Origin of the sequence: Paenibacillus sp. FSL H3-0469 (genome assembly GCF_038051945.1) — a bacterium.
Taxonomy (GTDB): Bacteria; Bacillota; Bacilli; order Paenibacillales; family Paenibacillaceae; genus Paenibacillus_AQ.
The window spans coordinates 3,107,506-3,120,376 of sequence record NZ_CP150302.1; the positions used below are offsets into that span (position 1 = coordinate 3,107,506).

Here is a 12,871-nt window from a genome sequence, read left to right on the forward strand (position 1 = left end):
CTTAAAGTTCACTTCTACGCTAAAGGAAAATAATGGTTCCAGTTGCGCGCTACCCGCTTCGCAATATCCTCGCTCGGAGCCAGCTCCTCCGGGTATCCCGGCTTCATCCGGGCATCTACAATGATCGGCAGCGTATAGCTGACACTGCCCCGGTGTACCCCGGCCGCCGAATAAATATCATCCGCCGGATTGAAGCGGGTGAATACAGACCACAGGAATGAGGTCTGCGTGCTTACCGCCTCTTCCGCCTGATCGACCAGCACAATCAGCGGCCAGGCGGTCTCCCTCTCCTTGAAGGCAGCCACCAGCCGCTCCGGCAACTCCGGGTCCTCTTCATAGGATGCACCGGAAACGGCTAAACATCCTCCGCAATAAGGCACAGCGGCGGTGATTGATGGAAGCTGGCCCTCTGTATAAGTCCTTGGCAGCTGACGGACCGGGCTTCCGATGCCCGCCATCACCGCCTTACTGCCATGGTTCAGCTTGCGTCCGGTATAATCCAGCGTATCCATGGAGGTATTGGCAAAGATCGTCAGATCCGTGTGCGGGTTGAAGCGCTCAAGTACCGTTTCCAGCAGCTTGGGGAAATCGGTAAGCTCCACCTGAACATTAGTCAGCAGCAGGAATTTGGTTAAGGAGAGCTGGCCCTCCCCTAAGATACGAAACGCTGACACCATATACTCACGCGGATAACTCTCCCTCACGACCGCTGAGGTCAATGAATGCGAACCGGATTCGGAATAGGACCATAGCGCTTTGACCGAAGGGATCAGCAGAGGATAGGCTGGAGCGAGCAGCCGCTGCAAATAATCCTTCAGATAATAATCCTCCTGGCGCGGCTTGCCGGTGATGGTCGCCGGGTAGATAGCATCCTTGCGGTGCCACATCCGCTGAACATGCATAACCGGGAAATCATGCTGCATGGAATAGTAGCCGGACTGGCTGCCATACGGTCCTTCTGCTCTCCGCTCCAGCGGAGACACGCGTCCCCGGATGGAGAATTCGGCCTCTGCCGGAATCCGGTGACCGCCCAAGGGGTCCTGCACCATAGGAAGCTTGCCGCCCAGCATCAGCGACGCAAGCAGCAGCTCCGGAATCCATTCCGGGACTGGAGCCACTGCCGCAGCAATCAGGGCCGGAGGCCCGCCGATGAAGACAGACACCGGCAGGGTCTCGCCGAGATGCTCTGCCTGCGAATGATGGAAGCCGCCACCCTTGTGAATCTGCCAGTGAATGCCTGTGGTGCTATCATCATACATCTGAATCCGGTACATTCCGAGGTTATGATCCTTGGGGTTGGTGATATTCTCCGTATAGACCAGAGGGAGCGTGAGGAATGCCCCGCCATCCTTAGGCCAGGCTGTGATCCGGGGCAGCTCCTTCAGCGGATCACTGCTGCTGCAGACACCGAGCACCGGAGCCTCTCCTTGCGGTATGTTCTTGGTTCCTGCCCTCAGCAGCTCAAGCAGCACCGTCCTCTCCCGCCATAAGCCGGCGGCTGAAGGCGGAATCAGCTGCTCCATCGCCGTTGTCAGCGACTTAAGCAGCTGCTCCGGTCTTGTCCCAAAGGCCTTGTTGACGCGCCGGACTGTCCCGAACAGATTCGTAGCGACCGGGAACGGTGTTCCTTGCACGTTCGTGAACAGCAGTGCCGGGCCTTCCTCCTCCACCACCCGGCGGTGAATTTCGGCAAGCTCCAGATAAGGATCAACAGGTGTATCTATCACTGCCAGATCCTTATCCCTGCGGAGCTGCTCGATCCATTGTCGTAAATTACTGTATCGCACTATAGCGTTCCTCCTCAAACAGGACCTTATGCTTATCCCGTCCACCGTTGCCGTATGCTTATTACTTGCTGCCCCTGCCAGCTCCGCTTAACTGCCAGACTCTTACACTCATGTAACACAGAACCCCGAAGAGTCCGGAGATCAGCACAATATGAGACATTGCAGCAAATATGTACAATCTTTCATTATTCAGTGTGTATACTACAGCCGCTCCGCTGAATACCTGCATCAGGCATAACAGGACTGCTGCTACTCCCAGAGCCCTCAGCTCCGGCAGCTCCTTATACTTCCAGAAGGCCAGATGCCCAAGTATAGCCGTAAGCAGGAACAGAATCGCCGCCGCAATCCGGTGGACGAATACGATCCCTACTCCGCCGCTCATCTCCGGAATCCATTGTCCGTTACACAGCGGCCAGCCGGAGCACCCGCCCTGGGAACTGGTGTGGCTTACGTAGGCCCCAATGTAGACAACGATATATGAATATACTGCAGTAACCCAGGTTAAGTTGCGGAAGGCCGGGCGGACTTTGGGACTTCCTGTGCTGAATTCCGCTCCTGGAGCGAAGGTCCGTCTGGTCCCAAGCGCCAGCATCAGGGAACCTGCGAAGGCGATCAGCGAGAACCCCATATGCAGGGCCATGACCGCAGCTGACTGCGACTTCACTACTGCAAGCGCTCCCATCCCGCCTTGAACGATGACGAAGATCAGGGTCAGGAGGGCACAGGCCAGCAGATCCTTGCGGTGCCTGGCATAACGCCAGAAGGCAACCATGGAAGCCAGTGATAACAGGCCTGCCAGGCCGCTGAACAAGCGGTGGGTATATTCAATCAGAGAGCCGATGGTGTAGGCCGGAATCAGCTTCCCGTGGCACAGTGGCCACTCATTCCCGCATTCCAGTCCCGAGCCGGTTTTCGTCACCACAACCCCGCCGAACAGTGCCATGAACATAATGAGACAGGTCAGATAGCTGAGCCATTTTAATTGAAGTGTCGTCAATAGTATCACCCGTATTGTATAGGAATGAGTATGAAGCATATAAATTCTTATATTTATTAGAAAAAAGCACCGCTTCTGCTCAAAATAGGGCGAAAGCGGTGCTGCGTAATTACTTGTGAATGCTGAGATAAACGTCCAGCGCCGTATCAAGAAACTTCTCGATTTCCTCCCGGGACTTGCGGAGCTTGTTCACGAACCGGACCAGTTCCCGTCCATCGGTATACGCGACAAAGCTTGGAATGCCCAGTATATTCTGTTCCTGGCTGACATCGCCTACGGCATCGACATCCACTTCGACCAGGGTAAGGCGCTCTGCATATTTTTGTTCCACATCCGGCATGAACGGATCAATGAATTTGCAATCCACACACCAATCTGCCTTGAAGACTGCCACCGTCAGGCGCGAAGACTGAATTGCCACCTGGAACTGGGCAGGGGAGCTGATTTTGTCCATCAATTGACCATTCCCTTCTATCAGAAAGTTCCACACGAAGCTTGCTCTTTAAGTGAATCAAAATGTACGGAATAAGTCAAACAATAATGACAAATCAAGACAATAGTCATATCATTATTCACCAGCACGCACACGGGCAGGCTGCAGTTTCATCAAAGGACCCAGCACCTTACGCAGCGGACGGGGATAACCGGCAATCTCCTGGCTGCTGAGTACGCCCAGAATGATCAGGAGAACCAAATAGACAATTACGACTGCCGCTCCAACCACCAGACAGGTAATCAGGAAGGCCAGACGGGCCGGCATAAGCTGCGTCATCAATATACCTGCTTCATTCAAGCCATAGCCGATACCTGCCGAGGCCAGGACCGCAATAGAGAAGCCTCCCCAGCGTTTGCCGAGAATGGTGAAGGGGACGATTTTTTTGAGCATCCGCAGATTAAGCATTGTAATCACTATGAAGCACAGTGCCGTAGAACCGATAATGCCATAAATGCCAAACCACTGGCTGAACAGGAAATTGGAGCCGAACTTCACGAGGATACCCACAAGCACGTAATACATGGATATCCGGGATTTGCCCATTCCGAGCAGGATCGAGTTCGTAGTCATCATCGTTATCTGGAAAATAGTACCGAGTGTCAGCATCGCCACAATACCGCTGCCGTCAAGCGATTTGAACAGCAGGCCGTTAACCGAGTAGGCAGCCACAACAAGTGAGACTACAACCGGTGTGCCTGTAAGAATGGAGACCCGCATGGCGAGTGTGACCTGACGTTGCAGGTGCTGTTCATCTTTGCGGGCGAAGGCGGCAGATATAATCGGAATCAGCGATGCACTTAGGGCGATCGACAATACCGGAGGAATTCCGGCCACACTCTGTGCCCGGCTGCCGAAGATCCCCAGCGTCCACGTAGCTTCCTTCAAGCCGATTTGCCCGCTAAGCAACGGCACAATAAAGGTAGTATCAATGAAGTTCACTACAGGCACCGTAACGGAAGACAATACAATCGGTATGGACAGCTTGAAAATATCCTTGTAAATCTTAAGCAGCGGGATACGGGCTTCATTCGAGTCATACAAAGCGACCTTCTCCTCGCTGCGGCGCAGCTTCATCGCATAATACAGCATCACGCCGAAGGCGCCGATACTGCCGAGTACACTGCCGAAGGATGCGCCTGCGGCCATCCAGGTGTTGCTGTAGCCCTGGCGCAGCAGAATAAAGGCAAGCAGAATAGCTGTGGATACCCGGGCAATCTGCTCGACAATCTGTGAGATGCCCCCGGCCATCATATTGTTACGGCCCTGGAAATACCCGCGCATCATCGCGATTGCGGGGAACAGCAGCAGCGCCGGGGCAATCGCCCGGATGGCCAGTGTGCTCTCGGGAACCTTACTGGATTCCGCGTAATAAGGAGCAGCTATGTAGAGCGCTACGCTCATAATCACACCAACCACAGCCGCAAAAATCAGCGCCGCACGATACACCTGCTGTGCTTCCTGCGGACGGTTCAGCGCATAGCGCTCGGACACCATTTTACTAAGCGTGCTGGGAATACCGGCTGTCGCCAGAGGCAGCAGCAGCAGATACACATTGTTGGCTTGTGTAAACGCAGCGTTACCGACTTCATTGAATAAATGCTCCAGCGGCACCCGCTGGGCAAGCCCGAGGACACGGGCTACCAGTGCGGCTGCCGCCAGAATTAGCGTGCCTTTGACAAAGGATTCTTTCTTGGTGGACAAGCTGTTTCGCCTTCTTCACAATAAATTTAATAGCGTCCGATCCAGATAAAGAAGAGGACGATCATAACAATCTGCAGAATAATCTTGACGACTGTGCTGCTGAACAGCCCGAGCAGAGCGCCGAAGCTGACCTTCACCGCTTTACCGGCCTTCTCGCCGGCAATCAGCTCGCCGATGAAGGCACCCAGGAACGGGCCGATCAGCAGGCCGAACGCCGGAATCAGAAACGGGCCGATAATCAGACCGATGGTGCTGCCGATCACGGAGGCGCGGGAGCCGCCGAACTTCTTGACGCCCCAGGCCCCGACCACATAGTCGGCAATGAACAGCACCACGACGATCAGCGTCTGGGCAATCCAGAACCAGGGACCGAAGGAGCCGAAGGAAAAGAACCAGCCATATACAAAGAATGCCAGGTAAATCGCAAGCGCCCCCGGCAGGATCGGATATACCGCCCCTGCCATCCCGATTGCGAACAAAGCAATGATCAGAATCCAGCCCAGAATTGTCAATTCCCTCAACTCCTTATGTTTAGATAGCTAGAAATGAAGTCCAAAAGGTGCGGGTCGTAACTGCGGTGAATTTTGGCTTCCAGCCGCTGTTGTCACCAGATTTCTTGATTCAAACCGCTATTAGCGGTGAAAATCCGGTGACTGCTAATGCTTCCGAAGCTAGCTTTCCTACGGAAAGCTTTCAGGCGGTCGCTACCGCTCCTCCAGCTCAAACTTCCCCTCCGTTACTCCCACCAATTGTTGTCTTTCAGATCAAGCTATATAAAATTCAACAATCCGAAACTCATCGCAACATCTACTAAGCCTGCTTGGATATGCGTGCAGCCGAGATTCCGGTTTCGGCCTCTGTCAGGATGTACTTCTGAATCACTTCCGCGATTCCGTCTTCGTTGTTCGTAGCTACTACTGCATCCGCTTCCTGCTTAACAGCTTCCTGGGCGTTGCCCATAGCCACTCCGAAGCCGGACTGCTGGATAGCTGCCAGATCGTTGAGGCTGTCGCCTACGGCAACAACCTGGGACATGTTAATGCCCAGCAGCTTGCAGACTTCAAGAATGCCTGAAGCCTTATTGACGCCCAGCGGATTAATCTCCAGGTTGAATGGCGAGGAGTTGGTGATCTCCAGCCCGCCCAGCTCCTGCAGCCGCATCAGCAGCTTGTGGCGGATATCGTTATCCTCGGTGGAATAGCCGAATTTCAGCCATTCTCTGCTGTCAATCTCACCGTCCCAGCTATCCCGGTTGTACACTTCATCTACGGAGTAAGCCCAGAACCAGATATCGAATTCCTCAGCAATTTTGTGCATCTCTTTGACCAGCTCCACATCCATCAAGGAGCGGCGGTACAGCTCATTAGGCGCACGCCAGACTTCACTTCCGTTCACCATAATCATTGGAGTGTTCAGGCCAAGCTGTTCAGCATAAGGCATTGCACTGCGCGAAGAGCGCCCGGTAGACAGGCAGACATGTACGCCGGCCTCCATCGCTTTTTTGATCCATTCCACCGTAAGCGGGGTAATCTTCTGTTCGTCGTTCAGTAGGGTTCCATCCATATCCAATGCAAGCAGGCGGTATTTGGCAGTCATTTGCCACCCCTCCATTCTTGGTCGCTCTTTCGTTTGAAGGCAACCGTATATTTGGTATTTCTCGCAGATCCATCTCCATCATGGCTATAATATCATCAGTTTGTTGCGGCAGTATTATCGGAACTTTCACCGGAAGCAGCTCCGTCATTCGGGTTCGCTGTTTTCAGGCTTTTCTTAGGCACGCCATCCAGCCCGTATTCCCAGTCGTAAGCGTCGAAAATTTTACGTGCAACCGGAGCCGCACTGTTGGAGCCGAATCCCCCTTCGGGGATGACTACAGCAACAGCCAACTTAGGATTATTACGCGGGGCGAAGGCAATAAATACCCCGTTATCGCGCAATTGCCCTTTACCAAGCTGCTGTGAGGTCCCTGTCTTACGGGCAAAATCATAAGGGAAATCTGCGAATGCTGAGACCTTACTGTTCATACCCTTTTTAATTTCTCTCCAAAAGGACTTGTCAAAGGTCGTCACTTCATCCAGCACCTCGCGCTCAAATTTCTTGACCACCTTGCCCGATGAATCCGTAATCTTGCTGACAAGCTGCGGCTTGATCCGCACCCCTTCATTGGCAAGCGTAGAAGCATACTGAGCTAACTGCAGCACCGTATAGCGGCCCTGCTGTCCGAAGGAGGCATAGACCAATGCGGCTTGCGCACTGCCCGCTGCCTTAGTATCCGTGTAGTTGATCTGTCCCAGGTATTCATTAGGGAGACCGCTCTGCGTGGATACGCCAAGGCCGAATTCCTTCATATATTTATCCCAGACTCCAATTCCCTCGCCTTTATATTGCTCATAGAGCTTCTTGCCGATCATATCTACCATGAACACATTGGAGGAATCCTCAATCGCCTTAGCCGGACCCATCCGGCCGTATACGTGCCCCGAGGAATTGCGGACGGAGGATTTATCATCCTTACCGAAATAAGCAATCCCTTTGTCTGTGTACGTATAGGAAGTGCTGAAAAAGCCTTCATTCAGACCGATCAACACCGTCAGCGGCTTAATGGTGGAACCGAGCAGTACGGTGGAACCAAATCCATGGCCGGACAGGCCGGAAGAATAAGGAGTGATCGTCCCGTTCTGGTAGTTGCCCATGATCTTATTCCAGGTATCCGAATCCAGCTTCTCCGCTGTCCAGACATTGGTATCGTAATCCGGCATGCTGGCCATGGCTACGATATTGCCGGTATCGACTTCCATCGCCACCGCATAGCCTGTCTTGGCGTCAGGATGAGTCTTGCCTTGTACAGCGTTGCGGTGCAGCCAATTGATCTGTTCGGTGATAGCCTGCTCCGTCTTAAGCTGAACATTCTTGTCAATCGTCATCCAGATATCATTACCCTTGACAGGCGGCACTACCTCTTCCACCTTCTCGGCCATATTCTGCGGATTCACCGAGATGACCTGATAGCCGTTCTTGCCGCGCAGCTCCCGCTGATATTGCAGCTCCAGGCCGTCGAAGCCGACGAATTCATCGTCTTTATAATTCAGGCCGGGATCTGCGCCGATCTTCTTCATGGCGCTCTGAATATTCTTGTAGATGTTGAGCGTATTGGAGGATTTGAAGGGCTTGATATACCCGACCGTCTGCACGGCTACGGTATCCTTGTCGTAATGACGTACGCCTTCTTCCACGATCTCAAGGCCCGGGAATTCGCTTTTGTGCTCCATGAAATAAGCGATTTCCTTGGTGGTCAGACCGGATTTGATCTTGCGGGCCATATAGCCCGAATATTTCTTGAAATATAAATCCAGAGAATTAATTACTTCATTAACAGTCAGCTTCTCGCCGTTCGGGTCGCCATATTCATCAAATTTCGCAACCAGATTATTTGCCAGCGCATACGCATTGGCTCTTGCCTCCGGCTTAAGCGAGCTGATTCCCGTTTCCTTATCCACCACTTTAGCTGTATATTCCTTCGTTAGCGTAACATACAGCGTTTGAACAGAGGTGGAGTAAGCAATTTGCTCGCCTGCGGCTGCGCGGATACCTCCACGGATCGAGGCGAGTGGTACACTTTTGGTATCCCGGCTGGCCTCCACCTCCGTCAGTGTCGGTCCTTCCACAAATTGAATAACTGCGAGACGGATAATAATCACACAAAAAATAACAAACGTGCTGAAGAAAAACACGTTAAGCCGCAGGCCAAGCGAGCTCTTGCTGTCCTTCTCTTCCGGGGGGGAGGCCTGCTTTCGGAAAACACCCACAGTTTTTCACTCCTCTACATCAAAATAAACCGTTTAGTTCACCCTTGACTCGGGCACATTTTTCTTAGGGACTCCATCCAATCCGTATTCCTGGTCATAGGCTTCAAAGATCCGGCGGGCTACCGGTGCTGCACTGTTCGCTCCAAAGCCGCCTTCTGGAATGATCACGGCCACTGCAAGCTTAGGATGCTCACGCGGAGCATAAGCAATGAATACCCCGTTGTCACGGGTGGCCCCGAACGCTTCCATCTCAGAGGTTCCTGTCTTGCGGGCGAAGTCATATGGGAATCCGTCAAACGCCTTAACCTTAGTATTCATCCCGCGCTTGATCTCTTTCCAGTAAGAAGGGTGAAACGAGATGCTGTCCAGGACTTCCCGTCCAAATTGCTTAACCGTCTTCCCTTCGGGATCTGTAATCTTACTGACGAGCTGGGGCTTAATCCGCACGCCTTCATTCGCAAGTGTTGCCGTATACTGGGCAAGCTGCAATGCGGTGTATTTCCCCTTCTGGCCGAAGGAGGCAAGTACCAGCGCCGCTTGGGCAGAGCCAGCCTTCTTCGGATCAAGATAATCGGCAACTCCGGCACTTTCACCGGGAAGCCCGCTTTGCGTAGACACCCCAAGCCCGAATGCCTTCATATATTTGTCCCATACGGCAATCCCTTCTCCCGCATACTTCTTGTACAGTGCATTACCGACCCACTCTACCATAAAAGCATTGGAGGACTCCTGAATAGCCTTCGCCGGACTAAGCGGGCCCAGGACATGGCCGGAGGAATTCCTGACCGAGGAGCTGTTATCCTTACCAAAATAAGCAATCCCTTTATCCATGTAAGTATCACCGGTAGTGAATAAGCCCTCTTCCAGACCGATCAGGACACTTAACGGCTTAATCGTGGAACCCAGGAAGATCAATGACTTCAGCCCGTTGCCGGAGACACCGGAGGTAATATCGTTAATTGTCCCGTTCTGATTGTTGTTTTGTATTTTCTCATACACTTCTGGCGGCAGCCTCTCGGCATTCCAGACATTCGTATCGTAATCCGGCATACTCGCCATTGCCACCACATTCCCTGTATCTACTTCCATGGCAACGGCATAGCCGGTGAGCGCATCCTTATGAAGCTTCCCTTGTACAGGATTCCGGTGCAGCCAGTTAAGCTGATCCATGATCGCCTGCTCTGTGCTCATCTGCACCTTTTTGTTAATCGTCATCCAGATATCGTTGCCCTTGACGGGCGGGACCAAAGCAATAACCTTCTCGGCCATATTCTGGGCGTTGACTGAGATCGTCTGATACCCGTTCTTCCCTCTAAGCTCGCGCTGGTATTGCTGTTCAAGACCATAGATACCGACGAACTCATCTTCCCTGTAGCTAAGTCCCGGGTCCGCACCCGTCTGTTTCATGGCGCTGCGGATATTTTTGTACAAATCATAATCCTCTGTAGACCGGAACTGCTTCATATAACCAACCGTTTGGACGGCCACCGTGTCCTTGTCATAATGGCGGATACTCTCCTCCACAACAGACACCCCGGGATAACGCTGCCTGTTCTCCATCAGATGGGCGACTTCCTTCATCGTAAGACCGGTCTTGATCTTACGCGGGACATACCCCAGTGACTTCTTATATTCAAGATCAAGCAGCAGCAGGATATCCTCCTTAAGCAGCTTCTTCGCAGAAGGATCACCATACTGTTCAAAAACGGATGACAGTCCCGCCACCAGCGCCTTCGTATTCTCCTTGGCTTCAGCGGTAGGTTCATATAAGCCGGTCTTCTTATTCTTGACCTTCGCAGTGTATTCTTGGGTTAACGTAACGAATAAGGACTGAATCGGTGTGGAATGGGCAATGTCTTCCCCGCCCGCCGCGTGAATAGTCCCACGGATCGCCGCAAGCGGAACATCCTTGGTCTCCCGGCTGGCCTCCACCTCGCTAAGCTCGGGGCTCTCTACAAACTGCAGTCCCGCAAGCCGGATCATAATGATCACAAAAATAAAAAAAGTGCCGAAGAAAAACAGATTTATGCGTAAGCTCAGGTAGTTGCGGGTCTCTCCATCACCCGGGCCGGAGCCCGGCTTACCGAACCATCTCACAAGCAAGTCCTCTCCTTATGTTGCATACGATAACTTATCCTTCTATTTCTCGCTGAAACGGTACCGTCCTTTGAAAAGACGGCACAGCCGTTTCCACTTGCCCGCTGTTATTGTACCATAGATATAAGAGCGTCCGCTCCTTCTCAGAGGATGTTTTCCTTGATATGCGTAGAGTCGAAATCCTGCGGATTGAACCAGTCGCCGCTGCTGGCCCAGGTGGAATCAAGCGGAATCCAGGCTGCACTGCTGCTAATATAGACCTCATTCCAGGCATGCGGGCCATAACCGCCTTGACCGTCATAGCCTTTGCCGGTGACGACACGCACCTGAAGGCCTTGCGAGCGGGCCATCATGGCGTAGAGCCGCGCGTAATCAATGCATACGCCAAGCCGCGTATCCATCGTATCCTGCGGGGTCTGCTCATGCCAGATCCGCTTCTCTTCATAATTCTTCGCCTTGGTATAGTCGTAAGCAATACGCGAGCCTACCCAATCATAGAGCAGTCTGGCCTTCTCTTCATCCCCGCTGGCTTGTCCGGCAATCTCTGCAGCTGCACCGGCAATATCCGCCGAAATATCGTGGTCAATCACCTCATATTTGCGCCGGAGAATATCACTCATCTCGGCAGCTACCGCCTTGGTCAGCACCGGGAGCTTTCCCCTCACCTGTTCACCGGCCAGCGGCTCAAATACCGCTTCTGCACTCTGGCTGTAGACCGGTGATGATTGCACATAGCGGCTGAAGCCGCTGTCCGGGTTCAAGGCGACGCTAATGAACAGGACAAAGACCAGCACCAAGGCGCGGGTAAGCCCTGCGGCGGTGCCAAGCACTGCCCCGACGAGGCGGCTGGCGCCTGTGATCCGCCCCGAACCCCTCCCGGACTGGCGCGGCAGGCGGAACGGCAGCAGCAGGAACAGCAGACCCAGCAGCAGACGAATCAAGCTATAGCACAGCAAGAGCAGCAGCAGAAACCGCACTACTGGTGAATTCGCCAGTACAGAGGCGCCGGTATAATATAGCTGCTGCCATTGGCTTAGCTTGTCATCCTGCGGGGTAACGCCGGAAGCCCAGCTTCCGGCAGCAGGCGAGAGGTATACGGCTGCCGGAATCGCCATCACCAGCGAAGCTGCCGCAAGCACGCCAGATCCGAGCATGCCGAACAGCCCTCCGGCTGCTCTGCGGAAGCCCCGGCCCCAGCCCTGCAGCGCAGAGAAGAGGACCACCAGCAGCAGAACAATGGAGATGATATTCGCTTCCCGAAGACTTTCTATCCAGCTGTCCAATGAATCACTCCTCCTTCTGCTGCAGCAGGCCACCCTGCGCCAGCTGCACTGTTACTTGCCCGCCTGCTTCCGGGCTTCATCGATAAAGGTCTTGGTTGTATCCGTAACACTCCACTTCCCGAGGCTGACTCCGCGGAAGACCACTTCCACCTTATCCTCTGCCGCAGAGCCTTTCACCTCCAGATTAGGAGTGGTAATGGTGAAGGTGCCGTCACCGCCGGAGGTATAGACCGCTTCCTGCGCTTCTTTGAGCATGACCTCCTGCGCCTCATTCTTCAGCGTGCTGACTGTACCGTCTGCTACTTTGTTAACGGCATTACCGATCTGGTCCATAGTTACTCCGCTATAAATGAATAACCCCACCACAATAACCACGACGATAGCCCATTTCAGCATAGTCTTAACGATGTTAACGACTGCGAACAGCAGGACAAGCGCAATAACGATAACAAGCCAATTCTCTCTGATAAACTGTGACCACACTTCCGGATTCATCAATTTCACAACACCCCAATCGCAAATTTCGCCACTCCGGGACGCTGTCCCGTCAGACATTTCATTAATATTAATTATTATACATGAATGACCCTTATAATTCATGGTTGCCGGAATGCAGAACTGCATACAAGGGCTGGCCAAGAAAATGGTATAAGCCCCCGCTGCCTCACGTAAAGTACAAGTAGGCTGTTCCCTCTGCTGGAATC

The 12,871-nt window shown here is 53.1% G+C and carries 10 protein-coding genes; all 10 read right to left on the reverse strand.

From position 1 onward, the window contains the following. Positions 1 to 14: 14 nt before the first annotated feature. The 10 genes from NSS83_RS13450 to NSS83_RS13495 all read right to left on the reverse strand — a co-directional run bounded on the left by NSS83_RS13450 (position 15) and on the right by NSS83_RS13495 (position 12,662). Positions 15 to 1,787: a UbiD family decarboxylase gene (locus NSS83_RS13450; RefSeq protein ID WP_341348409.1), complete on the reverse strand. Its 1,773-nt coding sequence runs from the start codon at positions 1,785 to 1,787 to the stop codon at positions 15 to 17. A 61-nt stretch (positions 1,788 to 1,848) separates the two neighbouring features. Next, complete coding sequence (locus NSS83_RS13455) at positions 1,849 to 2,784, reverse strand: COX15/CtaA family protein (RefSeq protein ID WP_341184072.1); 936 nt, start codon at positions 2,782 to 2,784, stop codon at positions 1,849 to 1,851. Between the two features lie 109 nt (positions 2,785 to 2,893). Beyond that, a complete protein-coding gene (locus NSS83_RS13460) occupies positions 2,894 to 3,238 on the reverse strand; it encodes a thioredoxin family protein (RefSeq protein ID WP_341184071.1) in 345 nt (114 codons plus the stop codon). 114 nt (positions 3,239 to 3,352) lie between these two features. Further along, entirely contained in the window at positions 3,353 to 4,981 is a 1,629-nt protein-coding gene (locus NSS83_RS13465) for a polysaccharide biosynthesis protein (RefSeq protein WP_341184070.1), read from the reverse strand. Positions 4,982 to 5,007: 26 nt separating this feature from the next. Then, the gene (locus NSS83_RS13470; RefSeq protein ID WP_341150362.1) at positions 5,008 to 5,493 is read right to left on the reverse strand and encodes a DUF456 family protein; all 486 of its coding nucleotides are present in this window, start codon (positions 5,491 to 5,493) and stop codon (positions 5,008 to 5,010) included. 298 nt (positions 5,494 to 5,791) lie between these two features. Next, positions 5,792 to 6,577, reverse strand: a complete 786-nt coding sequence (locus NSS83_RS13475) for a Cof-type HAD-IIB family hydrolase (protein ID WP_341348410.1) — start codon at positions 6,575 to 6,577, stop codon at positions 5,792 to 5,794. A 95-nt stretch (positions 6,578 to 6,672) separates the two neighbouring features. Then, a complete protein-coding gene (locus tag NSS83_RS13480; protein WP_341348411.1) occupies positions 6,673 to 8,787 on the reverse strand; it encodes a penicillin-binding transpeptidase domain-containing protein in 2,115 nt (704 codons plus the stop codon). A 33-nt stretch (positions 8,788 to 8,820) separates the two neighbouring features. After that, on the reverse strand, positions 8,821 to 10,884 hold the full coding sequence (locus NSS83_RS13485) for a penicillin-binding transpeptidase domain-containing protein (protein WP_341184067.1): 2,064 nt from the start codon (positions 10,882 to 10,884) through the stop codon (positions 8,821 to 8,823). A 143-nt stretch (positions 10,885 to 11,027) separates the two neighbouring features. Then, the gene (locus tag NSS83_RS13490) at positions 11,028 to 12,167 is read right to left on the reverse strand and encodes a transglutaminase domain-containing protein (RefSeq protein WP_341184066.1); all 1,140 of its coding nucleotides are present in this window, start codon (positions 12,165 to 12,167) and stop codon (positions 11,028 to 11,030) included. Between the two features lie 51 nt (positions 12,168 to 12,218). Next, positions 12,219 to 12,662: a hypothetical protein gene (locus NSS83_RS13495; protein ID WP_036722049.1), complete on the reverse strand. Its 444-nt coding sequence runs from the start codon at positions 12,660 to 12,662 to the stop codon at positions 12,219 to 12,221. Between the last annotated feature and the right edge of the window lie 209 nt (positions 12,663 to 12,871).

Bases quoted from the DNA above. Each gene is read 5' to 3' on its own strand.
- NSS83_RS13475 (WP_341348410.1), bottom strand. From the start codon at position 6,577: ATGACTGCCAAATACCGCCTGCTTGCATTGGATATGGATGGAACCCTA.
- NSS83_RS13460 (WP_341184071.1), bottom strand. From the start codon at position 3,238: ATGGACAAAATCAGCTCCCCTGCCCAGTTCCAGGTGGCAATTCAGTCT.
- NSS83_RS13495 (WP_036722049.1), bottom strand. From the start codon at position 12,662: ATGAATCCGGAAGTGTGGTCACAGTTTATCAGAGAGAATTGGCTTGTT.